Genomic DNA, 24987 nt, shown 5'->3' on the forward strand with positions numbered 1-24987 from the left:
CACACGGGGGATCACCGTGCCGGACGACCGCGACATCGCCTCGGGAATCAACCAACTGGAGGGCTACCTCCTCGTCCAGTCCGAACTGCGGACCGCCCGCGTCGAGGGGGAGGCCCTGGCAGACCGGATGCCCTGGCTCACCGGGGAGCGGCGAGAGGAACTGATCCGGCTTTACGCCGAGGAGCGCATGGCACTGACCCGGCGCACCCTGCGGGCCGTCACCGAGCGCTGCCACGAGCTGCGGGCGGAGTACACCACCCGGTACCGGCAGTTGCGTCGGCGGGTGGTGTGCGCGGCGCTCGCCGTCGTGCTCGGCGGGCTCACCCTCTCCGCCTGTCCGGCCGGCCACCGGGGCACCGTCGACTCCCGGGGTTCCGGGTCGGCCCGGACGGGATCGGTGACGGTGTGCGCGCCGGAGGCGTGCGTCGCCCCGGAAACGACCGCGCCCACCTCCTGACCACGCCCGGAGCCGCGCCGACCGGGGTTCCCGGCGGCCCCCTCCACACGGCCGCCCCGCGCACCGGCCGACAGCCGATGCGCGGGGCGGTTGCGCACACGTCCCGCCGTACGGGGCACGTGCGTCGGGCGCGTCATCCCCGGGGACACGGTGACCCCGTCGGGCGCGGGCTTCCGGGAGTCGTCCTCAGCCCGGTGGGGTGCGGGGCCCGGGCGCGCTCAGCCCGGCGGGCCCCTCCGGGTCCCCGGAACCGTCGGCGGTGCGCAGCCCCTTCCCATCGGACCCGGAGTCGTTCGCCGTGTCATCCGCCGGGGCGCCGGCGGCGCCCTGCCCGTCCCCGGCGTCCGGACTCCCGCCCCGCCCCCGGGTGGCCAGCAGGGACCAGACAATGGAGATCCCGAGGGCGACGACGATGACCCCGAGCGTCAGCGGGATGGGCAGCTTGCCCACCGGGGTCTCGGAGAGGATCAGCTTCACCCCGGCGAACGCCAGCACCACCGACAGCCCGTAGTGCAGGTACTCGAAACGCCGCAGCAGCCCGGCCAGACAGAAGTACAGACTGCGCAGGCCCAGGATGGCGAAGGCGTTGGCCGTCCACACCAGGAAGGTGTGGGTGGTGATCGCCAGCACCGCGCCCACCGAGTCGACCGCGAAGACCAGGTCGCTGGCCTCGACCGCGATGAGGACGACGAACAGCAGGGTCGCCGTCCGGCGCCCGTTCAGTCGGACGAAGAACCGGGCACCGTGGTACCGGGGATCGGTGGGGATGATCCGCCGGACCAGCCGGACCACCGGGTTGCGCTCCGGGTGCACCTCCTCGTCCTTGGAGACGAGCATCTTCCACGCCGTCCACACCAGGAAGCCGCCCAGCAGGTAGGCGGTCCAGAAGAAGGCGTTCAGCAGTTCCGCGCCGAGGAAGATGAAAACGAACCGCGCCACCAGGGCCCCCACCACGCCCCAGAACAGCACCTTGTGCTGGTAGCCGGCGGGCACGGCGAAGAAGGTGAAGATCAGCGCGAAGACGAAGATGTTGTCCACCGACAACGCCTTCTCCAGCAGATACCCCGCGTAGTAGGTGCCCGCGACCTCGCCGCCCTGCCACGCCCACAACACCAGGCCGAAGGCGAGACCGACCGCGATCCAGACACCACTCCAGATCAGGGCCTCGCGGAACTCGATGACGTGGTTGTCACGGTGCATGAAGAGGTCGATGGCCAACATCACGGCGATGGCCGCGCTCACGGCCACCCAGACCCACAAGGGCACGGCGAAGGAGAGTTCCTCCATCGGAAGCGGTCGTCCTCTCTTCCGTCGTCGTCCGGCACGGGTGGCGGATCGTCACGCCACAAGGCCCCCCGGCCGCCCGGACGGCGCCCGTCGTTCCGTCGCTACCCGCTCATCGTCGGGGCATTCCTCCCCGGGCGTCGAGGGAAGGTCCGATAAACGCCCCCTTTACGGCCGGTACCCGCCGAAGGGCTTCCCGGGGAGGCGTCCGGGGGACCCACCGTCCGCGCGGGACGCGAACGGTGACGGATCATCGCCACGGCGAGCAGCACCACCGCGGTGCCGAGCACCATCCGTGGTCCGATCTCCTCACCCAGCACCGAGGCCCCCAGCAGCACCGCCACCACCGGCAGGAGATACCCCACCGCCGCCGCGTCCGTGGCCCCCTCCCGGGCGATGATCCGATAGGTCAACAGGAAGGTGACGGCGGTGCACGCCGTGCCGAGGACGAGCACGGCGAGCAGCGCCGTCGCCCCGACACCACCTCCCCCGCCCCCGGTCGGGCCGCGCCACCCCTCCCCCGTGAGCAGCGCGAGGGGCACCGCCGCGACCGTGGCGGCCAGGAGTTGGGCGGCGGCCAACGCCGGTACCGGCACCCCCCGGCCCACCAGTCGACGGCTCATGTACACGAAGGCCAGGGCGTAGGACAGCGCCGCGCCGAGCACCGCGAGGGCTCCGGGCAACGACGTTCCGCCGCCCCGCCACGGCGCGAGGATCAGCGCCACCCCCGTTAACCCCAGCACCACTCCGCCCACCCGCACGGGTCCCGGTCGTCGCTCCGTTCCCACCAGCAGCGCGAGGAGCAGGGACCACAGCGGGGTGGTGGCGTTCAGCACCCCGGCGACCCCGGAGTCCACCTCCTGCTGCCCCCGGGCGAGCAGCAGGAACGGCAGCGTGTTGCACAGTGCCGCCGCCACCGCGATCGCCCCCCACCTCCCCCGGCCGCGGGGGAGCCGCGACCCGGCACGCCGGCACCACACCAGCAGCACCCCCGCCCCCAGCGCGCACCGCAGCAGGGTGATCCAACCGGGGGTGAGGTCGGTCAGTGCGAGGTCGATCCACAGGAAGGTGGACCCCCACAACAGCGCGAGTACCCCCACCCGCGCCACACCGGAACGCGACGTGCCCGGCCCGGGGGGCGCTCCTCCGTCGTCGCCGCCCATGGCCGTCCCCCTTCGCCCTCGTGGCACGGCCCGACACCCGATCCCGACCGCGTCCCTCCACGATGTCGAGGACAACCCGACAGCACCAGCGAAAAGTTTCACTGTCATCGTTAAGCTGAGCTGCATGATGGACGTGCGGCGCCTGCGAACGCTGCGGACGGTGGTCGCCACCGGTTCGATCACCGCCGCCGCGACCGAACTGGGGTACACCCCCTCCGCCGTCAGCCAACAAATCGCGGCGCTGGAACGGGAGGCCGGCTCCCGCCTGTTGGAACGGATCGGCCGGGGCGTGCGGCCCACCGCCGCCGGGCGCCTCCTCGCCGAGCACGCCGTGGCGGTGGAGGAACGCGTTCTCGAGGCCGCCGAGGCCCTCGCCGACCTGCGTGCCGGGCGCACCGGACGGTTGACCCTCCATCACTTCGCGAGTGCCGGGACCACGTTGGTGGTCCCGGCGCTGCTGCGGATGCGGCGCGACCATCCACGGATGCGGGTCGTCCCCGAACCGGCCGACCCCACCGATCCGACCGCCGCCCTCGACACCGGCGCGGCCGACCTCGTCCTGACCGTGCGCCCCGAGCACGTCCCACCCCGGCCGGGGACCCGGGTCGTGCTCCTGCGGCGCGATCCCTACCGGGTGGTCCTGCCGGTCGACCACCCCCGGGCCCGCGAACCCACCGTCTCCCCGGCCGATCTGGCCGACGAGCCGTGGGTGTGCGCCGAACCCCCCGGCCCCTGTCTGGACCCGATCCTCGACGCCTGCGCCACGGCCGGCTTCCGCCCCGACCTCGCCGTGAGGGCCGAGGACCACGCCACCGCGCAGGGCTTCGTCGCCGCCGGGCTCGGCCCCGCCGTCATGCCGCTCCTGGCCCTGCGCCATCGGCACCCGGGGGTGGTCGTGCGGCCGGTGCGGGGACCGGAGCCGGTGCGCGCCATCTCGGCCGTCGTCCGCGACTCCGACGGTGAACACCCGGCGCTGCGTTCGCTGCTCGCCGCCCTGCGCGCGGAGGCGGCGGCCGGCGTGCCGGGCACGGAGCCGGATGCCGGTGGAGGCGTCGGGGAACCGGCCACGACGACGGTCGAAGCCGGGTGACCCCACCGGTCACCCGGGCCGGGGCGCGGCCCGGGTGACCGCCGCTCAGCGGAAGGCGTCCACGCCCGTCAACTCCGCGGAGAAGGCCCACAGTCGCTCGGCCTGCCCCGGGTCCACCGCGTGGTCCGCGACCCCGGCCGCCGGGGGCTCGGCCCGGTCGGCGGGCACCGCGACGTCGCAGTCCTCGCAGTACAGCCCGCCGAGGTCCGCCAGGTGCGGCGAGGTCGCCGCCCACACCTGGGTGGCCGCGCCCTGCTCGGGCGTCTTGAAGGCGGGGTTGATCCCCCGGCCCTCCTCGTCGATCCACCCGGCCACCACCATCTCCTCGTGCGGCAGGTGCCGTTGGAGCGGGGTGAGGATCGCGCCCGGGTGCAGCGAGAACGCCCGCACCCCGGCGTCCCGGGCGAGGGCGTCGAGGTGGACGGCGAACAGCACGTTGGCCGTCTTGGACTGCCCGTAGGCCTCCCACTTGTCGTAACCGTCCTCGAACCACGGGTCGTCCCAGCGGACCGGCGAACGGTGGTGCGCCGCCGAGGAGACCGAGACCACCCGGGTCCCGTCCTCCGAGAAGGCCGCCCGCAGACGGTTCACCAGCACGAAGTGCCCGAGGTGGTTGACGGCGAACTGCCGCTCCCACCCCCGCCCCCCCCCCCCCCCGGGACAGGCCATGACCCCGGCACCGTTGATCACCGCGTCCACCCGGCGCCCCGAGTCCACGAACCCCTCGGCGAAGGCCGTCACGTCATCGAGGTCGGCGAGGTCCATCCCCGCCACCTCCACCGTGCCGCCGGCGCCCCGATCCCCGAGGCCCGCCACCGCCTCCCGGGCCTCCTCCGGGCGACGGGCCGGCACCACGACGCGCATCCCGGCGTCCGCCAGGGCCCGCGTCGTCTCCAGACCGATCCCCGAGTAACCGCCGGTGACGATCGCGGTCCGGCCGACCACGTCGATGCCGCGCAGTACCTCCTCCGCCGTGCTGCGGGCGCCGAACCCCGAGCCGATCGGCTCCTGCCTCCGGACGGTTCCGGCCGTGTCCGATGTTCCGGGTGTTGTCGTCATGTCAACCGACGGTAGGGGCCGGAGCGCGCTCCACCGCAAGACACGCGGGCGGGGAGGGCAAAGGGCGGACAACAGCCCCCGGAATGCCCGACGTCACCACCACATCGCGCCCACCACACCCACCACCACGCCGAGAAGCACCACCACCGGCCCCATCGGCATTCCCCGCCAACCGACATCGGCCTCCCGCACCGGCCGCAGTTCGGGTCGGCGCCACATCGCCTCCACCGCCCGGGTCCGCTCCCGTACCCCGGCCACCCGACGCAGCACCCGCTCCTCCACGGCCCCACCAACCGGTAGCAGAAGTTCCCTGCCCTTCGAGTCGACCACCCGGAGCGTGTCGGCGTCCCAATGGCGAACCATCCGGATGTCCTCCCACGGGATCAACGACGTGCTCCACAGCCGGGTCACCCACAATCCCCGACGTTCCACAGTCACCCGCCACAGGGCGGAGGAGGCGAAGAAGAACAACGACAGAACGCCGAAGAGGGGAACAACCGACCGCCACTGCACGACCTCCGAAAGTGTCACCCCCGCTATGTGTCCTCCAAGCGCCACCAGGGAGAACGCCACCATTCGACGGAAGAGCGAGGGAAGCGCCACCAAAGGCTCGCCCACCGCCCGTTCCGCCATCTCCTCACCCGCTCCACGGGCGAGGAGATCACGCCGCCGACGCTTCAGGGCACGGCCACTGCCATGGGGGCCGTAGGGCCGGGCATCGGGGTTCCGGGCGTCGGGGAGGAGCGCCCTCGCCCGCACCGGGGTGACCCCGCACTCCACCAGGCCGTCGCGGACACCGTCGGGTCCCGTCACCAGCACCGCCTCGGCCCCCTCCGTGACCGCGCCGTACAACACGGCCTCCACGACATGGGACCCCTTCATGGCCTGCCCCGTGGCCCGCTCCGCGACCTCCCGGAAACCGGGCGGTTCCCCGCCGTCCGGATCGTCATCGACGCCGGGCAGGTCCCGGGCGGTGGGCGGCACCGTCATCAGCGACAGCGCGGGGCGCCGCCCCCGGGGGTCGTCCGCCGCGAACACCCGGGTGCGGACCCGGGGGCCGGGGTTGTCGGCGCGCACCCGCAGGACCGGAACCGTCCCCTCCGTCATCCGACGCCACCGGCTCCGGGCGGCGAGCCCGTTCACCAGCAGGGCCACCCCCGGTAGGCCGAACAGCAGCATCAGCATCTGCCACCCGAACGCGTCATAGGGCTCGGCGACCAACCGCACCCGATCCCCGTCCCCGTCCACGAACACCGCGGTGGACCGGCCCGGTTCGTGACTCGCCGGGAAGAACGCGTCCACCACCCGGATGTCCCCGTCGGGGAGCCGAACGGTGACGGAGTCCTCGCCCCGGTCCACCACCTCAACCGTGAGCCGCTGGGCGCGGGCGTCCCGGGCGTTCTCCCGGGTCTCGGCCGCGAGGCCCTGCCACAGGCAGAGGCCCGTGACGGCCAACAGCGTGCCGGCCACCACCAGGGTGGTCCGACCCCGCGGGAACATCACCGCCGAGGCGGGCAACGGGTGACGCTCCGGTCCGGCCGCGCGCTCGATCACCTCCCGCTGCCGACCCCGGGCGGCCAGCCGTTCCCACAGTGCGAGCGCGGTGAACACCACGGCGGCCGTGACACCGAGTCGGGCGGGACCCGGGGCGGTGGCCAGGGCGGCGGGAGAGGTGAGTTGGAGGATGGTGACCGGCGCCACCAGGATCAACGCGAGGGTTGGTCGTCGCCACACCCAGTACACGCCCAGCAGTGCCGAACAGGCGAGGAACATCCCCCACCAGTCGGGGCCACAGGGGTCGGCGGGGGTGCAGAGAGGGTCGGGGGTGGCCATGATCGCCCACACTCCCGTGGCGACCAGGGCGAGGCAGGACCACAGCGGGTGGGCCCACGCGGCGGGGCCGGCGGTGATCCACCGGTTGACGTCATCGGTGCGCCAGGGGCGCGCCCCGGCGGGTACGCGCTCCGCCGACGGCGGGGGCAGGGGCTCGCTCACCGCCGCATTATGGCGCCCCGACCGTGGCCGCGCCCGGCCCGATGGCCGGAAACCGCCCCGCCGTGCCCCGGAACCCCGGCCATCGAAACCACGCCACTCGAATCCGGATTGCCGTACGGTGTACGACGTGGGTCACGGTGGAAGGTGTGGGATGGAGCGGATCACCGAGGTGCGGAATCCGGAAGAGTCGCGGTCGGCGGATGGGAAGGGAGGCGGTGATCCCGTGGCCGACCGGTCCGCGGGTTCCTCCCCGCGGGGCGAGGTGACGGATGGTTCCCGCGAGCGGCAGGTGGAGGTGGAGCGCGCGGCGGTCGACACGATGTACCGGCGGCTGGACGACGACCTGGCCCGGGCACTCGAGGACCGCGACCGGGCACTGGCCGTCCGGCCCGAAAGCCCCGGTGAGCGGTACGCCCGTGACCTGGAGGTCGATCGCCTCTCCCGGATCGTCGGGGAGCTGCGGGCGGCCGAACGCTCGCTGTGCTTCGGCCGCGTCGACACCACGGCCGGCGCCTCGTTGCGCATCGGCCGCATCTCGCTGCGCGACGAGGACGGTGATCTGCTGCTCATCGACTGGCGCGCCGATGCCGCGCGTCCGTTCTACGCCGCCACCGCCGTGTCCCCGTTGGGCCTGCGGCGCCGCCGGCACCTGCGCCTGGCGGGCCGCACCGTCACGGGTGTCAGTGACGAACTCCTCGACGGATCCGTGCCGACCGACGAGGACGTGGTCGGGGACGGCCCTCTGGTCGAGGCCCTGGGCCGGGCGCGCACGGGCCGGATGCGGGAGACCGTCTCGACCCTCCAGGCCGAGCAGGACTCCATCGTCCGCTCCCCCTCGCGCGGCGTGACGGTGGTGCGGGGCGGGCCGGGAACCGGCAAGACGATCGTCGCCCTGCACCGGGCGGCCTACGTGCTGTACGCGTTCCCGCGAGTCGCCGAACGGGGAGTGCTCGTGCACGGCCCGAATCGTCGCTTCCTCGACTACATCGGCGACGTCCTGCCCTCACTCGGGGAGAACGACGTGCGGCTCGCCACGGCCGCCGACCTCGTCGGGGTGACGCCGACCGACACCGAACCGACCGCCCTCGCCGAATGGAAGGGGCGGGCCGAACGCGCCGGGGAACTCGCGGAGTGGGTGGGCGCGCGTCGCCCCCACGGCACGTCGCTGACCGTGACCATCGGGCACGACACCATGACCCTGGACGCCCCCCTGGTGGACGGCTCGCGGCGGGCCGCCCTGCGGGACACCTCCGGCCACAACCCCGCGCGGGAACACTTCAAGGAGTACGTCGTCGACGACCTCGTCGACCTGATGGAGGAGCGTGCCGCCGCCGCGCTCGACGCCATCGACGCCGAGGTGGCCGAGGTACTGGGCATCGACCCCGATCGGGCCACCGCCGCCGACCTGCGCCGACTCGGGGTCGATGGCCCGGGCCCCGGCGGGGGGCAGCCGGAGTTCGACCGGGAGACGGTCCGGGCGTCGCTGATCGACGACCCGGGCATCGAGACGCTGATCGAGCGGGTCTGGCCACGCCTGGAGCCGGCCGACGTGCTTCGGGACTTCCTCGCCGACGGGGCTCCGCCCGACTCCCCCTCGTCCACGTGCCCGCCCGCATCGGCGCCGGAGGGGAGGACGTTCCCCACGGGGGGTCCGGACGACGCCTCCACCACCGCCGACCTCGCACTCCTCGACGAGGTCCGGCACCTGATCGACGGCCCGCCGGAGGACGTGTTCGGCCACATCGTGGTCGACGAGGCGCAGGAACTCACGGAGATGGAGTGGCGGATGCTGATGCGCCGCTGCCCGTCCCGCTCGATGACGATCGTCGGCGACTTCGCGCAGGCCGGATCGGCGACCGGGATCCATGACTGGGAGGCGGCCCTCTCGCCATTCGTCGGTGATCGGTTCGAGGTGCACACCCTCACCGTGAACTACCGGACCACCGCCGAGATCCTGCGGGCCTCGGCCCCGCTCCTCGCGGAGGTGGCACCGGATCAGCGGCCCTCCCGCTCGATCCGGCACGGCGAGACCCCGCGCACGATCGGGACCACGGAGGCGCTGCTCCCCGCCCTGCTCGGCCGGCTCGTCGACGAGGAGCGGCGGGCCCACCCGGGTGAACTCATCGGCGTCATCTGCCCGTCGGCGCGTGTCCGGGGCCTCGAGGCCTTCGTGCGGGGCGAGGGCACCATGGTGGTACCGGCCGCCGAGGCGCGCGGCCTGGAGTTCGACGCGGTGCTGCTCGTCGACCCCGAAGCCGTCCGCGCCGCGCGCCCCGCCGGCGCACGCGACCTGTACGTGGCGACGACCCGCGCCACCAAACGCCTCACGGTCGTCGAGGTCAACCCCGGCAACGGTGATTGAGCCCCGACGACCGGCTGCCGTCCACCACCCCGAACGACCTCGAACCACCCCGAAATCCTCAGGCCGACGACCGCCGGGCAACCGACTCCGGCACGGACCCCGGTCGGACAACACCTCGAACGGACCCCGGAAACGCCGAGATCCCGTCCGATCGATCAGATCGGACGGGATCTCGTGAACTCCTCCCGAGTGAACTCAGGAGCAGTCGTCACGTGGACCTGAGGGGATTTGAACCCCTGACCCCCTCGTTGCGAACGAGATGCGCTACCAGGCTGCGCTACAGGCCCTTGCGAACGAGGAAGACTTTAGCACCCGGGAGACGCGGAGCCGAAATCGGCGGGATGAGGCGGGCCGTCCCGCTCGCCGGTCCGGACCGGCGAGCGGGCTCCGATCCGACCCCGGAACGCCGTTCGTCCGCGCCGACAGCCGGTCGTCGGCGACCACCGCGTCGTCCCACCGGTCGGTCACTCCCCGGCGGCGCGGGGGCGATCCGGGTCGGCGAACTGGTCGAACAGCGGCGTGCGCTGCGGACCGCGTGCGACGGGAGGCCTGCGCCGGGGCGCGTTCTCGTCGCGGTCGCCCCGGTCGTCGCGGGCACCGTCGCGCTCCGCCGGGCGGGGCTCGGCGGCGGAGGGTACGGCGTTCCACGGGTTCGGGGCGTCCAGGTCGGCACCGGGGTGACGGCCGTCCCGGGGCGCCACGGGGGCGTTGAGGTAGGTGGGCAGGGGCACCGGAGCCGGGTCCCAGCGCTCGACCTCCTCGCAGAGCTCGGAGCGGCTCCGCTGGCGGTCCAGCCATTCGGCGTGGTCGGTCTGCTCGACGATCGCCCGGTGACGTTCGGCGGACCGGAGGGCGGGCGGGGTGCGCTGCTCGCGGTGCGGTTCGCGCCCCGGCTCCCGGCGGGCCGGGGGCTCCTCGACGGCCCCGGCGGCGGCGATGATCTCGGCCTGGCGCTCGCGCAGCGCGCGCGCGGCCTCCTCGGCCCGGGCACGGTCCAGGGTGACGCTCTGCCGGCGGCGCTCCTGGGCGCGGATGCGACGCAGGTAGGCGATGAGCAGCACGGCCGGCACGGCGGGCAGCCAGATCCAGGCCCGCCCGCCGGCGGCGGTGATCACCCCGCCGAGCGCGAAGCAGCCCAGCAGGACCATGGTGGTGCGGCGACGACGGGCCAGCACCCGGGCCCGGGCGACCGGGAGCGGTGTCGCCGCGGAGGCGGCGCCGACGGCGGGGGCGTCCTCGACGACGGACCGGTCGGCGGGGTCGCCGGGATGGCCGGGCCGGTCATCGCCGACGGCGTGTACGGCGGTGACCGGGTCGGCGTAGGCGCGCAGGTCGGTGGCCCGGATCTCGGTCTCCCCGGCCGGTGGTCCGGTGGTGACCGGATCCCCGGCCGGGGATCCGGAGGGGTCGGAGGGATCGGCGTCGGGTTCCGCCGGCCGCTTGCGACGGCCGGTCAGGGAGCGGCCGGACAGCAACCGGATGGCCGTGCTGAAGCGTTCCGTCGGTCGGGAGTCGTTCAGTTCGTCGTGCCGGCGGAGCCACATCGGCACGAGATACGCGGCCCAGGCGCCGACGATCATTGCGAAGATGAGCCCACTGCTGTTCACGCTGCCACCGTAGAGGGATGGGCGCGACTCCATCTGCCAAATGGCGCGGTGTGTTGCCCGATTGGCTTCACCATCCGGTCATTTCCTCGGATTGTGAGGAAGCCCTACCGGGGAAATCGAAAATCTGTGCTATTTCTGCGGGGCGGGAAAACCGAATCCCGGCTTTCCGGCCCCCTCCGCCGGAGGCGGGACGACACGGCCGGCCGACGACACCGCCTCGCGCCCGGGCCCATCGCGCTCCGGGCCGGCGCTCCCCGGAGCGGCACCCCCCGACCGTCGACCGTGCCAGCGCTCCAGCAGGCTCTCCGGCGCCTCCTCCGCGGTCAGGGCGAAGATCAGGTGGTCGCGCCAGTCACCGTCGATGTGCAGGTAGCGGGGACGCAACCCCTCCTCGCGGTAACCGAGCTTCTCCACCACCCGACGACTCGGCCCGTTCTCCGGCCGGATGCAGATCTCCAGTCGGTGCAGACCCACCGTGCGGAAGCAGAAATCGGTGACCAACGCCACGGCCGTGGGCATCACCCCGCGGCCGGCGACCTCCCGATCGATCCAGTAACCGATGTGCGCCGAGCACATCGAACCCCACGCCACCCCGGCGACCGTCAACTGACCGACCAGGCGCCCCCGGTACTCGACGACGAAGGGGAACATCCGCCCGGCGTGCGCCTCGACCCGCAGGTGACGGACCATCTGCCGGAAGGTGGGCCGACGCGGCGCCAGATGGCCGGGCGGGGGCGGCGGAACCGTCGCCTCCCAGGGGCGCAGCCACTCACGGTTGCGGTGATTGGCCTCACGCCAGGAACGGTGGTCGCGTTGTCGTATCGGACGGAGGACGATGTCGCCGTCCACCAATTCGACCGGCCAGTGGTGATTCATCGCGGGTCCCCGTACTTCCTCGTCCGACCGGGATGGTCGGACTCCCCACCCGCCTCCGGCGCGGGCGCCACCGGTCGGGGATGATCCCCGCCCCCGATCTGGTCGACTGCGTGCCGCAGGAGGGGCTCGAGGACGGCCAGTCCGTCCCGTACCCCTCCCGTGGAACCGGGCAGGTTCACAATCAGGGTACTCCCGGCGATTCCGGCGAGTCCCCGCGAGAGAGCCGCGGTCGGGACCTTCGGGACACCGGCGGCCCGGATCGCCTCGGCGATGCCCGGCACCTCACGGTCGATGACCGCCCGGGTCGCCTCGGGGGTGCGGTCGGTGGGGGTCAGACCGGTGCCGCCGGTGGTGAGGACGACCGCGTACCCGGCCTCGACGGCCGCGCGCAGCGCCGCCTCCACCGGTTCGCCGTCCGGCACCACCTGCGGACCCTCGACGGCGAAGCCGAGCCGCCCCAGGGCCGCGACGATGATCGGACCACCGGTGTCCGCGTAGATACCGGCGGCGGCGCGGTTGGAGGCGGTGACGGCGAGGGCGCGTGGGGGCGCGGCGGGGTGCGCGGCCTCCACCCCGGTGCCTCCGTTGTCGGGGGTGCCGGGGGCACCGGCGCCGGTCGGGGCGGACGGTCCGGGTGGCGCGGATCGGCTCATCCGGGCCGTCCCCAATCCCCGGAGGCTCCTCCGGTCTTCTCCTCCACCCGCACGTCGCCGATCACGGCGCCCCTGTCCACCGCCTTGACCATGTCCACCACGGTCAGCGCGGCGGTGGTCACGGCGGTGAGTGCCTCCATCTCCACCCCCGTGCGGCCGGTGGTACGGACCGTGGCGGTGATCTCCACCGCGTCATCGGCCACCGCCAACTCCACACTCACGCCGGAGACGTCCAGCGGGTGGCACAACGGGATGAGGTCGGGGGTCCGCTTGGCACCCATGATGCCCGCCACCCGGGCGACGGCGAGCACGTCGCCCTTGGGGAATCCGACGCCCCGCAACAACTCCACCACACGAGGGGAGACCAGGACCCGGCCGGTGGCCCGCGCCGTGCGGACGGTCACTTCTTTACCGGAGACATCGACCATCCGGGCGGCGCCCGTCTCGTCCAGGTGGGTGAGGCCGCCGGGGGAATGCGCACTGCTCATGAGGCGCAACGGTACCGCTTGCCCGTGGCGCCGCCGCCGACGGCGCCACGGGAACGGAGGGCCGGCACCGATCCACCCCGCGTGGACGGACGACACCCGGCCGCGGCGGGGTCCGCGTGGTCCAGCGCCGCCCTCCCCCGGGCCCCGGTGGAACGGCCGGGGGCGGCGCCGGACGGGTCGTACCGCCGGCACCGGCCGGGCCGCGCACGACGCCGTCACCGAGCCGACCCCACCCCGTTCAGTGGTCACGGTCCAGGAGGACGACCTCCACCTCGGTTCCCGGCACGACCTCCGTGACGTCCTCGGGAACGACGATCAGACAGTCGGCACGGGCCAGGGCCGCGACCAGGTGGGAGCCGGCTCCCCCGACCGGACTCACCGCGAACCCGCTCACGGCACCGCCGGCGTCGGCGGGGGCGCCGTACGCCGTCCCGGCCGACAGACCGCGCAGGAACTGCCGTTTGCCCGCCGGCGAGACCAGCGGTTCGTCGGCGACGAGCACCGCGCGAACCCGGGGGCGGTGCAGGTCGGAGCGACCCGCCAGGGCCCGCAGCGCCGGCCGGACGAACAACTCGAAGGAGACGTAGGCGCTCACCGGATTCCCCGGCAGCGCCAACAGCGGCACCCGCTCCCCCGCCGCGCCCACCAACACCCCGAAGCCCTGGGGCTTCCCCGGCTGCATGGCCAACCGGTGGAATCCCACCGAACCGGGCGGCGCCTCCGGCCCGCCCAACGCCGCCTTCACCACATCGAAGGCGCCGCCACTGACACCACCGGTGGTGACGATCAGGTCGGCGCGACCCGGTTGCTCGGTGAGCACCGCGCGCAACTCGGCCGGGTCGTCGGCGACGGCCGCGATCCGGTAGGGCTCGCCGCCGGCGTCACGGGCGGCGGCGGCCAGGGCGAAGCCGTTGCTGTCGTGGATCCGGCCCGGGCCCAGCGGACGACCGGGCGGCACCAGTTCGCTCCCGGTGGAGATCACCGCCACCCGGGGGCGGGGGCGCACCGGTACCGAGGCCCGGCCGATCGCGGCGAGCAGGCCGATCCGGGGCGGGGTCAGCAACGTGCCGGCGGCCAGGGCCAGGGCACCGGCGGAGACATCGCCGCCGCGCCGCCGCACGTGCTGCCCGGCGGCGACCGGGCGGTGCACGCGCACCTCACCGCCGACGACCGGCCCGTGGCCCTCCATCGACTCCGCCGGGCCGCCCCCGGTACCGCCGTCGGTCCACTCCACGGGAACCACCGCCTCGGCACCGGGCGGCAGCGGGGCACCGGTCATGATCCGCACCGCCCGACCGGGGGTGACGGCCGGGACCGGCTCCCCACCACCGGCCGGTGCGTCACCGATCAACTCCAGGACCGCCGGATAGCGCTCGTCGGCACCCTCGACGTCCGCGACCCGCACGGCGTAGCCGTCCATGGAGCTGTTGTCGAAGGGTGGGAGCGCGACGGGCACGGTCGCGTCCTCGGTGAGGACGCAACCGTGCGCGTCGGACAGCGGCAGTTCGATCGGCTCCAGCGGGCGAACCGTGGCCAGGATTTCCGCCAGATGCTCCTCGACCGACCGGATATCAGCCAAGTTCGCGCATCTCCCCATTGACGTACTTGGTCAGCCAGTCGCGGAAATCCGGGCCCAGGTCCTCGCGCTCGCAGGCGAGGCGGACGATGGTGCGCAGGTAGTCGCCCCGATCCCCGGTGTCGTAACGGCGGCCCTGGAAGACCACGCCGTGCACCGGCCCGCCGATGGAGGGATCGGCGGCCATGGTCTGCAGGGCGTCGGTGATCTGGATCTCGCCGCCGCGCCCGGGCGGGGTGTTGCGCAGCACCTCGAAGACGGCCGGGTCCAGGACGTAGCGGCCGATGACCGCGTAGTTGCTGGGGGCGTCGGCCGCTGCCGGCTTCTCCACCAGGTCGGTGACGCGCTTGACGCCGTTCCCGTCGGTCTCCTCCACGGCGGCGCAGCCGTAGAGGTGGATCTGACCGGGATCGACCTCCAGCAGGGCGACGACGCTGCCACCGTGCCGCTCTCGCACGTCCATCATCGTGGTCAGCAGCGGGTCGCGGGCGTCGATGAGGTCGTCGCCCAGCAGGACGGCGAAGGGCTGGTCGCCGACGTGCGGGGCGGCGCAGAGGATGGCGTGTCCCAGACCCTTGGGGTCGCCCTGGCGCACGTAGTGCATGGTCGCCAGACCGGTGGACTGCTGGACACGCGAGAGGCGGCTCTCGTCGCCCTTGGCGCGCAGCACCTCCTCCAGTTCGTAGTTCCGGTCGAAGTGGTCCTCCAGCGGGCGCTTGTTGCGGCCGGTGATCATGAGGACATCGGTGAGGCCGGCCCGGGTGGCCTCCTCCACCACGTACTGGATCGCCGGCTGGTCGACAACCGGCAGCATCTCCTTGGGCGTCGCCTTGGTGGCGGGAAGGAATCGGGTACCGAGGCCGGCCGCCGGGATGACCGCCTTGGTGAGGATGGGGCTGTTCCGGGGGCGTGGTGAAGTCATGACGGTCACTTTAACCATCTGATCGGTTCGCCCGAGGGGGTTTCAGGGGGCGCGTCCGGGTGGGCGCATTTCGGGGAGGATGGACATGCCGTGGGCACGATCCGAGGCGGGAAATTCCCTCGATACCAACGTTCGCGGAACCACTCATGAGGGAACTCGAACAAACAGGTGAACGCGTGCCCCGGGAGTCCCCGAGGCATCGGGTGCCCCGGGCCGCCGGGCCCGTGACGCCACGCGGACAACACCGGGCGGGAAACCGCGCCACGACGGACCATACGGCGAAGGAGCACGGGTGACGGAAACGGACGGCGGGATCGCATGAGGAACTTCCCGGAATCCGATGGGACGGCCGGGGCCCGCTCCCCCGGGGACCCCTCTCCCACGACTGCCTCCCCCGCAGGGTCCGGCCCCCTCGTCACGGCCGGAGGCGAGGAGGACACGACCGCCGAGCGCAAACGCGAGGTGCGCCGGGACCTGCAGGCGGTGCGCGCCGCGATGGCCCCCGAGGAAGCCCTGGAGGCCGCCGAGTCGCTGGCCGGCCGGGTGCTGGCCCTCCCGGAGGTCGCGGCCGCCCGCACGGTGGCCGCCTACGTCGCGGTGGGACAGGAACCGGGCACCCGGCTCCTGCTGGAGGAACTGCGTCGTCGCGACGTCCGGGTCCTGCTCCCGGTACTGCTTTCCGACGACGACCTCGACTGGGCCGGGTACGAGGGGCGGGAGTCCCTGCGGGAGACCGAGCACGGGAATGGCCGGATCAGGCTCTTCGAACCGGCGGGCGAACGGCTGGGCACCGGGGCCGTCCGCGAGGCGGAGGTCGTCCTGCTGCCCGGTCTCGCGGTGGACGCCCGGGGCGTGCGCCTGGGGCGCGGCGGCGGCAGCTACGACCGCGCGCTGACCCGGCTGATCGGCGGAAGCCTCGAGGGCGGACCGGCCGGCGGCGGCCCGCTGCTGGCGGTGCTGCTGTACGGACACGAGGTGATGGACGAACTACCCTGCGAGCCGCACGACCGCCCGGTGCACCTCGCGGTGACCCCGGAGGGGATCCACCGCTTCTCCGGTCCCGGCTCGGCGGCGGGGTAGAGGGCACCTGCGGGTGGAACGACGGGGAACGGGCCGGACCTCGGCGCCGGCACCCCTCCCCCGCGTCGGAGGGGCCATGTGCGTGCCCCGCGCGGACAGCCCGGCCCGGAGTACGCCCCGTGCACTTGCCTGAGCGCCTGAGCGCCTCGTACCCGGGGCCCGGGGCCCCGGGTACGAGGCGCTCAGGCGCTCAGGCGCTCAGGCGCTCAGGCGCTCAGGCGCTCAGGCGCTCAGGCGCTCAGGCGCTCAGGCGCTCAGGCGCTCAGGCGCTCAGGCGCTCAGGCGAACGGTCGGTACCCGGGCCGGTGTCGCCGAAGCCCGGGGCCGGGGCCGGGGCCGGGGCCGGGGCCGGGGCGAACGATCGGGGCTCCGGCCGGTGACCGCCCCCGTCCCGCCCGTGGCCCCGGGCGGGCTCGGGCCCCGGGGCCCGCACCGGCACCTCGCCCCGGGGGCGAGTCGGGTACCGCGCCCGGCCGGAAACGCACGGAAGGGAAACGCGCGACGGCGGCCGCCGGGGAACCGGCGGAGCCGATCCCGGGGCCGCCGCCGTCGAGGCGTGTCCGGGCGGGGCGCGACGACGTGTGTCGCACGGTGTCCCGGGGCGACCGGCGCCCCGGGAGGGCTGTCAGGGCAACAGGGCCATGGTGTTCTCCGTGGCCTCCTCGACCGCCTCGTCGGTCCACGCCCACGGCAGGTACTCGCCGTCGGCCCACAGCCGCGTCTGGTCCGTGTAGTTGGTGTGGTGGGCGTGCCCCGAGGCACCCGACAGGTTGATCCACACCGACTGGTCGAAGTCGGCCAGGTTGACCACCATCCGCATCGACGGCACCCAGGTCACCCCGTAGCCGCCGGCCGCGTTCCACCCGGTGGCGTTCACCGCGTCCTGACCGCCGGAGATGCTCCACGGACCACGGTTGAGCAGGGTCCGCACCACGCCCGGACCCGCCGTACCGAGGGTCTGGTTGGTCAGCTCCAACTGGTGCAGCCGACCCCAGCTCCAGGTGGAGATGTCCTTGCCGAGCAGCGAGGTCAGCTCCCAGCGGGCGTCCTTCATCGCCTTGGCCAGCAGCTCGTCCCGGTCACGGGAGGAGGGGGTGCTGCGGTTCCCGGAGGAGACCCACCACTCGCTCTCCGGCTCCTCGAGCAGGATCCGGACCACCTCGAACCAGCGGTCGCCGCCGTCGGGCTGGGCGCTGTCGGGAGTCCGCTCACCGCACTCGGTGACCAGGCGGGCCCGGCCGTGGGCGTCCTCCAGCGGGCCGGAGTCGTCGGCCGGGCGCACCCGCAGGCACTGACCCTCGACCCGAACCTCCTTGGGGAGCTTGTGCCCGAAGGCGAAGCGCAGCACGTGCCGCCAGACCGCGTTGTAGTAGGCCGCCGCGGCCGAATCGGCGTCCTGGGTGTAGTCCCAGCCCTCCAGGAGCTCCTGGGCCTCACGGATGTAGGGGTCGTCGATGTCGATCCGCAGCAGGTACGGCACCAGTATCTTGGCCATCTCGTTGCTGTCGTCGAGCTGTATGGACCGCATGTCGCCCATGGAGATCTTGCCGCCGTCGCGGATCTTGGCCTCGATGAGGTCCTCGACCCGACGGGAGCGGGTGCCGTAGCTCCAGTCGTCGGTCAACGTGTAGGGGTACGCCTCCGGGTCTATGACGGCCTGGTTGGCGGTGACGATGTAGCCGCGCTCCGGGTTGTACTCCCACGGCAGCTCGTCCTGCGGGATCCAGCCCTCCCAGTCGTGGGCGGAGTCCCAGCCGGGGGCGGGATAGCGGCCGTCGCCCTCGCCGCGCACCGGGATCCGGCCGGGGGCCTGGTAACCGATGTTGCCCTCGGTGTCGGCGTACAGGAGGTTCTGCGAGGGCACGGCGAAGTCCCGGGCAGCCTCGCGGAACTCGGTGAAGTCGCCGGCGGCGTTGAGCTTGAAGACCGCGTCCATGGTCTTGGAGGGCTCCAGGGCCGTCCAGCGCAACGAGACGGCGTAGCCCTGACCCCGGTCGGGGGCGCCGGCAGTCACGGGTGCCAGCACGCCGGCGTCGCGCATCTCCTCGCTGCGGTCCGAGATGATCGGGCCGTTCGCCGTGGAACGGATCGTGATCTCGCGGGGCTCGCCGCCGGCGACCTCGATCACCTCGCGGCGGGTGCTGTAGGGGAACTGCTCCCCGTCGCGCAGGTAGGTTCCGTCGCTGAGCTTCTCCAGGTACAGGTCACTGACGTCGGCGCCCAGGTTGGTGAAGCCCCAGGCGATGGAGTCGTTGTGTCCGATGACGACACCGGGCATTCCGGAGAAGGTGAAGCCGGCCACCTCGAAGGGGCAGTCGGGGCCGACATCGGTGCAGTGCAGGCCCATCTGGTACCAGATGGAGGGCAGCATGGGCGCCAGGTGCGGGTCGTTGGCCAGCAGGGGTTCGCCGGTGGTGGTGTAGTCACCGGAGATCACCCAGGAGTTGGAGCCGATGCCGCTGCCGTTGGGACCGAGCAGTGCGGGGATGTTGTCCAGGATGTCGGCCACGCCCGCGAGTTGGGTGGTGAAGCCGTCGCCCTCGTCCGTGCCCTCCTCCGGGTCCCCGGTGCCGGCGTCCGCGCCGGTGCCCGTGTCGGCGTCGGCGTCGGCGTCGGGTGATGTCCCCGGCGTGCCGTCGGCGCTCTCCCCGGCCTCGCCGGACGCACCGGGCCCCTCACCCTCCCCGGATTCGCCGGCGCCCCCTCCCGCCGGGATGCCGGAGGTGTCACCGGCGGGGGCGTAGGCCCCGTCGCTCACCACCCCGTCGGCGACGATGGGCCGGTTCCGGTCGAAGGGGTAAGCCGGGTACAGGTCGTCGATCTGCTCGGTGGACAGGCGCCCGGCCAGGAGCGAGCGATCTATCTCCTCCTGCAGGTTGCCGCGCAGGTCCCAGGCCATGGCCTTGAGCCAGGCGACGGAGTCCACCGGGTCCCAGGGCTCGGGGGCGTAGTCGCCGATCAGGCCGAGCACCGCGTACTCCACGGAGAGTTCGGCGCCGTCGTGCTCCCCGAGCCAGGCGTTGACGCCCTCGGCGTACGCCCGCAGGTAGGTCTTGGTGTCCTCGTCGAGGAGTTCGTCGTACTCGCGCTGGGCGACATCCCGCCAACCGAGGGTGCGCAGGAAGGCGTCGGTCTCCACCTGCTCCTCACCGAACATCTCCGAGAGCCGACCGGCCGTCAGGTGGCGGCGGACGTCCATCTCCCAGAAACGGTCCTGGGCGTGGACGAACCCCTGTGCGCGGAAGAGGTCCTCGGCGGTGTCCGCGTACAGCTGCGGAATGCCGTTGGCGTCACGCCTGACGGTGACGGGGGCACTCAGCCCCTCGATCTTCACCTGGCCGGTGACCTGCGGGAACGATGCCCGCACGGTCTGCACGGACCAGAAGGCACCGGCGGTGAGACCTCCCAACAGCAACAGGACAACCACGATCGCGAGCAGCCGAACGCGTCGCATGGATTTGGAGGCGGGCATCGCTGTCCTTCAGGGCCAGATGAGCGGGCTGCAGCAACCATAGACATACCGCCGGAGGGGTGGACCCACGGGGAGTGGCCGCCGGGGCCCACGAACGGCCGAGATGGTAAATTTCCCGTAAAGGAGCCGAAGCCATCTGCCTGTAGCCTGCAAAAAAGCGGCCGGATCGGCGATCCCCCACCCCGGGCCGGGTGGCCGCCACCCCCGAAGGGAGTGACCGACCCCTGACCGTTGATCGCCTCAACCTGTTGCTGCTGTTGTGCACACTCGTACTGCTCGTCGCCGTGGCGGCGGTGCGTCTGTCGGCCCGCAGCGGCCTGCCCACCCTGCTCATCTACCTCGCCATCGGCATGGCCCTGGGCCAGGACGGCCTCGGTATCGACTTCAGCGACGCCGAACTGACCCAGGTGCTCGGCTACGCGGCGCTGATCGTCATCCTCGCCGAGGGTGGTTTCAGCACCCGATGGAAACACATCAGACCCGCGGTTCCGGCAGCCGCCGTGCTGGCCACCCTCGGCGTGGCGGTCAGTGTGGGCGTGACCGCCGCGGCGGCCCACTGGTTGTTGGGGCTGGACTGGCAGATCGCCCTGGTGATGGGAGCGGTGGTCTCCTCGACCGACGCCGCAGCAGTGTTCTCCGTCCTGCGGAAGGTGCCGCTGCCGCGTCGGTTGAGCGGGGCGCTGGAGGCGGAGTCCGGCTTCAACGACGCCCCCGTGGTGCTCCTCGTCGTCGCCTTCGCGAGCGTGGGCGCCATGGACCGCTCGGCCGAGTCGTGGCTGGTGCTGCCCGCGCAGATCCTTCTGCAGTTGGTGGTCGGGGCACTCATCGGACTGCTCATCGGGCGACTGGGTTCGTACGTGCTGCGGCAGGTGGCGCTGCCGGCCTCCGGCCTGTACCCGATCGCGGTACTGGGCCTGACCGTGCTGGCCTACTCGATCGCAGCCCTGACCTACGGCAGCGGTTTCCTCGCCGTCTACATCGCCGCCCTGGTCCTGGGTAACGCCGGCCTCCCGCACGGCCCGGCGACGCGCGGTTTCGCGGACGCCATGGCGTGGGTGGCCCAGATCGGGCTGTTCGTCCTGCTCGGGTTGTTGGTCAACCCCGGCGAGCTGCTGGCCGACTTCTGGCCCGCCATCATCATCGGCCTGGCGCTGACCCTGGTCGCCCGACCGCTCTCGGTGGTCCTCTCCCTGTTGCCGTTCCGCAGGCCGTGGCGGGAACACGTCCTGATGTCCTGGGCGGGCCTGCGCGGCGCGGTGCCGATCGTGTTGGCGACCATCCCCATGGTGAGCGGGGTGGAGGGCAGCGACCGGGTCTTCAACATCGTCTTCGTGCTGGTGGTGGTCTTCACCCTGGTCCAGGGCCCGACGCTGCCCTGGCTGGCCCGCCGGCTCCGCCTGGGCGACAGCGACCAGGCGCGGGACGTGGACATCGAGTGCGCCCCGTTGGAACGGCTGCACGGTCACCTCCTGTCGGTCTCGGTGCCGGGGCGATCCCGGTTGCACGGCGTGGAGGTCGCCGAGCTGCGGCTTCCCTCGGGGTCGGCGGTCACCCTGATCGTGCGGGAGGGCACCAGCTTCGTCCCGCAGCCCACCACCGCGCTGCGGCGCGGGGACGATTTGCTGGTGGTCGCGACCGATCGGGTGCGGGACGCCACGGAGCGCCGTCTGCACGCCGTCAGCCGAGGCGGCAAACTGGCCGGCTGGCTGCGCCGGGAGCCCGCCCCGGGGCCGAGCCGGACGGTGGAGACCGAGCAGTTGGGCGGTGGCTGACCACACCGCGCCCGGCCCGGCCCGATGATCGGGCCGGGCCGGGGACCGTCGGCACCCGGCCTCCGGAGTGGGCCGCGGCCGGAATCCCCGGCCGGCAGTGGTGTGACGGTGACCACCGTGACACCGGGACCCGGTGGACTACGGGCCCGGAATGTTGCACGATGGAGCGTCGTTAGCACTCATCACGAAAGAGTGCCAGGAGGAACAGACGTGCCGACGTACCAGTACCAGTGCACCGCCTGCGGGGACGGCCTCGAGGTGGTGCAGAAGTTCACCGATGACGCGCTCACCGAGTGCCCCGCCTGCGACGGTCGGTTGAAGAAGGTGTTCTCCGCCGTCGGGATCGTCTTCAAGGGCTCCGGCTTCTACCGCAACGACAGCCGCGGCGCCACCTCCGGTAGCGCTCCGAGCGGCGGCGAGAAGAAGACCGGCGCCAAGGAGACCACCTCCTCGTCCTCCGACTCCTCGTCGGCCCCGACATCCCCCGCGGGGTCCTCCTCGACGTCATCGGCCTCCTCGACCCCCGCCTCCGCCGGAGCCGCATGAGCCCCCGCGCGGAAATCGGCGTCATCGGCGGCTCGGGGTTCTACTCCTTTCTGGACGAGGTGACCGAGGTCACCGTGGACACCCCCTACGGGCCGCCGAGCGACGCCCTCTTTCTGGGCGAGGTCACCGGCCGCGCGGTGGCCTTCCTGCCGCGGCACGGCAGGACCCACCGCCTCCCGCCGCACCGCATCAACTACCGGGCCAACCTGTGGGCGCTGCGCAGTCTCGGCGTCCGTCAGGTCCTCGGCCCGTGCGCCACGGGGGGCCTGCGCCCGGACCGGGGGCCGGGGACCCTGGTGATCCCCGACCAACTGGTGGATCGCACGAAGAACCGGGTGCAGACCTTCTATGACGGGGAGCCCCGGGCGGACGGGATCGCCCCCAACGTCGCGCACGTCACCTTCGCCGACCCGTACTGCCCCTCCGGACGGGCCGTGGCCCTGGCCGCCGCCCGGGGGCGGGAGTGGGAGCCGGTGGACGGCGGCACCATGTGCGTGATCGAGGGTCCGCGGTTCTCCACCCGCGCGGAGTCCCGCTGGCACGCGGCGCAGGGGTGGGATGTGGTCGGGATGACCGGTCATCCCGAGGCGGTCCTCGCCCGCGAACTCGAACTCTGCTACACCTCCCTGGCTCTGGTGACGGACCTGGACGCGGGGGCGGAAACCGGTGAGGGGGTCTCCCACGCCGAGGTGCTGAAGGTCTTCGCCCAGAACATCGACCGACTGCGGGGCGTGGTGCTCGACGCGGTGGCGGCCCTCCCCACCGATCGGGACTGCCTGTGTGTCGAGGCCCTGCAGGGCTGGGACACGGGCCTCGAGCTCCCCTGAGCCCTCTTCCTCGTCCCCTCCACCGCCCTCGGTGAGCCCCCGGCTCACCGAGGGCGGTGGGCGTGGGGGACCGATGACGCCGCGGTGGACGGGGAGGGCCCCCTCCCCGGTCCCGCCCGGGGCGGATGGAGCGGGTGGGGGGGGTGGGGCGGGTGGGGTGGGTGGGGAGCGGAGGACGGAAGAAGGCCCGACCGGTGGCCGGAGCGGGGGCGACACCGCCGGAGGAGGGATCGGCGGGAATCGGGACGGCGGGGGTGCCGGGGCCCTCCGGCGGCGAGAGCCGCGGCGGCGGAACTCGGGAGCGGCGGCCGGGTGTTCACCGCCCCGAACGGGCGGGGTTCACCGCGTTCCCCGCGGGAGCGGACCGGGACGAACGCGACGTGATCGATGTGCCCTGCCCAAAACCCCTCACACCTCCCGGCCTCCTCTCTCACACCTTCGGGTGAGGAAGTTTTCCACAAGCCCCGGGTTGTCCCCGGGAACGACGACGTTTCCCCCTTCGGACGCCCCCCGGGTGCAGGGTGTGCGACATGAACCGTCTCCACCACAGGAACCGTGTGAACCGGGCCCATGGCGCCGCCGTCCCGCTCCCGGCGATTCCCCGCCGCCCCGCGTCCCGCCGACGACCGGCACCGCCGACGCGACCTCCGGTCCCGGGCCTTCTCCCATCGGGCCCGGGATCGAACAGCAGACGAGCGGAGCGGCCCGTACCCGCCCCCGCAACCGGGGCCCCGCGCCGCCCCCACCCGACCGGGCCCACCTCCGACACCGCGACACCGGCACCTCCCGGACCGGGGCCCGGAAGAAACCGGGGGCGGCCGAACCCCCGGCGCCGGCGGAGGACACGGAAGGGGATGGTCACCGGTCCCCGCACCGGGGACACTGTGGCGGGCGTCGGGATCGAGGTGGTCCCGGCCGGGTCGGGACGCCCTCGGGAGAGCCCGGCCCCCGGTGGTGATCCGGTGACACCCGCCCTCCCGCCACGTATCGGCACCGGGATGTCACCGGGAACGGAAAGGCAGCGCGTTGAGCAAGGAACAGCAGAGCGTCCTCGGGGGCTTCAGGGAATTCCTGATGCGCGGCAACGTGGTCGAACTGGCCGTGGCCGTGGTGATCGGGGCCGCCTTCACCAACATCGTGAACTCGGTGGTGGAAGGCGTCATCAACCCGTTGGTGGGCGCGTTCGGAACGCAGGACCTGGATCACTACCAGTCCTGCCTCAAGGGCCGGTGCGAGATCAACGGGGCGGGCGAGATCGTCTCCGGCATCCCGATCCGATGGGGGACGGTGATCAGCGCCGGTCTCACCTTCCTCATCACCGCCGCCGTCGTCTACTTCCTCATGATCATGCCGCTCGCCCGGTACAAGGCCCGCCTGGAGGCGCGCAATCCGAAGGACACCGCCCCGCCCATGAAGACGGAGCTGGACCTCCTCACCGAGATCCGCGACGAGTTGGTCGCCCGGCGGAGGGCGGCGGAGAAAGACGGCGGCGTCGGGGTCGGGGCCCAGCGCTCATCCGGTCCGGACGCCACGACCGGGGATGACCCTCGGGGCGCGGGCGGGAGCACGACGGGCTCGACCCCGGCGACATCACGGTGTCCGCCGTCGGGGTCCCCGCCGGACGGGAGGGAGGTCATGCCCCCAGGGTACGGCCACAAGCGGGCCGCTCCCCGCCCGGTGAGTTCGTGCCACCAGTGATCCCGGCCGGGGGTCCAGGGCACCGGTCGGGCGTGGTGGTGGACCACCACCACACCACGC

General features: G+C 73.0%; 18 protein-coding genes, 1 tRNA gene and 1 pseudogene. 8 read left to right on the top strand and 12 right to left on the bottom strand.

What is annotated here, in order from left to right; genetic code table 11:
• Positions 1-16 precede the first annotated feature (16 nt).
• On the top strand, positions 17-457 hold the full coding sequence (locus tag LZF96_RS01820) for a hypothetical protein (RefSeq protein WP_233865012.1): 441 nt from the start codon (positions 17-19) through the stop codon (positions 455-457).
• A 186-nt stretch (positions 458-643) separates the two neighbouring features.
• Here the strand turns inward: LZF96_RS01820 and LZF96_RS01825 are convergent, their stop codons facing one another.
• Together LZF96_RS01825 and LZF96_RS01830 are read right to left on the bottom strand one after the other, a co-directional pair.
• Positions 644-1744 carry a TerC family protein gene (locus LZF96_RS01825; RefSeq protein WP_233865014.1) on the bottom strand — a complete coding sequence of 367 codons (1101 nt, stop codon included), beginning with the start codon at positions 1742-1744 and terminating at the stop codon, positions 644-646.
• Positions 1745-1845: 101 nt separating this feature from the next.
• Positions 1846-2904 carry a DMT family transporter gene (locus tag LZF96_RS01830; protein ID WP_233865016.1) on the bottom strand — a complete coding sequence of 353 codons (1059 nt, stop codon included), beginning with the start codon at positions 2902-2904 and terminating at the stop codon, positions 1846-1848.
• A gap of 124 nt (positions 2905-3028) precedes the next feature.
• On the opposite strand from LZF96_RS01830, the gene LZF96_RS01835 reads away from it, so the two are divergent.
• A complete protein-coding gene (locus LZF96_RS01835; protein ID WP_233865018.1) occupies positions 3029-3994 on the top strand; it encodes a LysR family transcriptional regulator in 966 nt (321 codons plus the stop codon).
• 45 nt (positions 3995-4039) lie between these two features.
• Here LZF96_RS01835 and LZF96_RS01840 read toward each other — a convergent pair whose 3' ends face one another.
• A complete protein-coding gene (locus LZF96_RS01840; RefSeq protein ID WP_233865020.1) occupies positions 4040-5053 on the bottom strand; it encodes an SDR family NAD(P)-dependent oxidoreductase in 1014 nt (337 codons plus the stop codon).
• A 93-nt stretch (positions 5054-5146) separates the two neighbouring features.
• Positions 5147-7048: a hypothetical protein gene (locus tag LZF96_RS01845; RefSeq protein ID WP_233865022.1), complete on the bottom strand. Its 1902-nt coding sequence runs from the start codon at positions 7046-7048 to the stop codon at positions 5147-5149.
• A 223-nt stretch (positions 7049-7271) separates the two neighbouring features.
• Between LZF96_RS01845 and LZF96_RS01850 the strand changes: the two genes are divergently transcribed.
• Positions 7272-9410, top strand: a complete 2139-nt coding sequence (locus LZF96_RS01850; protein WP_308294126.1) for an ATP-binding domain-containing protein — start codon at positions 7272-7274, stop codon at positions 9408-9410.
• A 213-nt stretch (positions 9411-9623) separates the two neighbouring features.
• On the opposite strand, the gene LZF96_RS01855 is transcribed toward LZF96_RS01850, so the two are convergent.
• The 7 genes from LZF96_RS01855 to galU all read right to left on the bottom strand — a co-directional run bounded on the left by LZF96_RS01855 (position 9624) and on the right by galU (position 15532).
• Positions 9624-9697: transfer RNA gene (locus LZF96_RS01855), tRNA-Ala, on the bottom strand.
• A gap of 177 nt (positions 9698-9874) precedes the next feature.
• Positions 9875-11017, bottom strand: coding sequence for a hypothetical protein (locus LZF96_RS01860; protein ID WP_233865024.1), 1143 nt, complete (start codon positions 11015-11017; stop codon positions 9875-9877).
• Between the two features lie 129 nt (positions 11018-11146).
• Positions 11147-11893, bottom strand: a complete 747-nt coding sequence (locus LZF96_RS01865; RefSeq protein WP_233865026.1) for a GNAT family N-acetyltransferase — start codon at positions 11891-11893, stop codon at positions 11147-11149.
• Positions 11890-12546, bottom strand: a complete 657-nt coding sequence (locus LZF96_RS01870) for a molybdenum cofactor biosynthesis protein B (RefSeq protein ID WP_233865028.1) — start codon at positions 12544-12546, stop codon at positions 11890-11892. Before LZF96_RS01870 ends, LZF96_RS01865 begins: the two co-directional genes overlap by 4 nt.
• Positions 12543-13034 carry a cyclic pyranopterin monophosphate synthase MoaC gene (moaC, locus tag LZF96_RS01875; protein ID WP_233865030.1) on the bottom strand — a complete coding sequence of 164 codons (492 nt, stop codon included), beginning with the start codon at positions 13032-13034 and terminating at the stop codon, positions 12543-12545. Before moaC ends, LZF96_RS01870 begins: the two co-directional genes overlap by 4 nt.
• A 238-nt stretch (positions 13035-13272) precedes the next feature.
• The gene (glp, locus tag LZF96_RS01880) at positions 13273-14631 is read right to left on the bottom strand and encodes a gephyrin-like molybdotransferase Glp (RefSeq protein WP_374203059.1); all 1359 of its coding nucleotides are present in this window, start codon (positions 14629-14631) and stop codon (positions 13273-13275) included.
• A complete protein-coding gene (gene galU, locus LZF96_RS01885; protein ID WP_233865034.1) occupies positions 14606-15532 on the bottom strand; it encodes a UTP--glucose-1-phosphate uridylyltransferase GalU in 927 nt (308 codons plus the stop codon). The genes glp and galU overlap by 26 nt, the downstream gene beginning before the upstream one ends.
• 318 nt (positions 15533-15850) lie before the next feature.
• On the opposite strand from galU, the gene LZF96_RS01890 reads away from it, so the two are divergent.
• Positions 15851-16612 (top strand): 5-formyltetrahydrofolate cyclo-ligase, encoded by a 762-nt coding sequence (locus LZF96_RS01890; protein WP_267940326.1) that lies wholly within the window; start codon positions 15851-15853, stop codon positions 16610-16612.
• Between the two features lie 625 nt (positions 16613-17237).
• On the opposite strand, the gene LZF96_RS01895 is transcribed toward LZF96_RS01890, so the two are convergent.
• A complete protein-coding gene (locus tag LZF96_RS01895; RefSeq protein WP_233865035.1) occupies positions 17238-20084 on the bottom strand; it encodes a penicillin acylase family protein in 2847 nt (948 codons plus the stop codon).
• Positions 20085-20275: 191 nt separating this feature from the next.
• On the opposite strand from LZF96_RS01895, the gene LZF96_RS01900 reads away from it, so the two are divergent.
• From LZF96_RS01900 to mscL, 4 genes and pseudogenes are all read left to right on the top strand, one after another.
• On the top strand, positions 20276-21856 hold the full coding sequence (locus tag LZF96_RS01900; RefSeq protein ID WP_233865036.1) for a potassium/proton antiporter: 1581 nt from the start codon (positions 20276-20278) through the stop codon (positions 21854-21856).
• A gap of 210 nt (positions 21857-22066) precedes the next feature.
• Positions 22067-22402 (top strand): FmdB family zinc ribbon protein, encoded by a 336-nt coding sequence (locus LZF96_RS01905; protein WP_233865037.1) that lies wholly within the window; start codon positions 22067-22069, stop codon positions 22400-22402.
• Positions 22399-23229: an S-methyl-5'-thioadenosine phosphorylase gene (locus tag LZF96_RS01910; protein ID WP_233865038.1), complete on the top strand. Its 831-nt coding sequence runs from the start codon at positions 22399-22401 to the stop codon at positions 23227-23229. Before LZF96_RS01905 ends, LZF96_RS01910 begins: the two co-directional genes overlap by 4 nt.
• Before the next feature lie 1026 nt (positions 23230-24255).
• A pseudogene (gene mscL, locus LZF96_RS01915) lies at positions 24256-24789 on the top strand (large conductance mechanosensitive channel protein MscL); the annotation flags it as partial.
• Positions 24790-24987: the final 198 nt, after the last annotated feature.

Origin of the sequence: Streptomyces sp. ST2-7A, from assembly GCF_021390475.1 — a bacterium.
Taxonomy (GTDB): domain Bacteria; phylum Actinomycetota; class Actinomycetes; order Streptomycetales; family Streptomycetaceae; genus Streptomyces.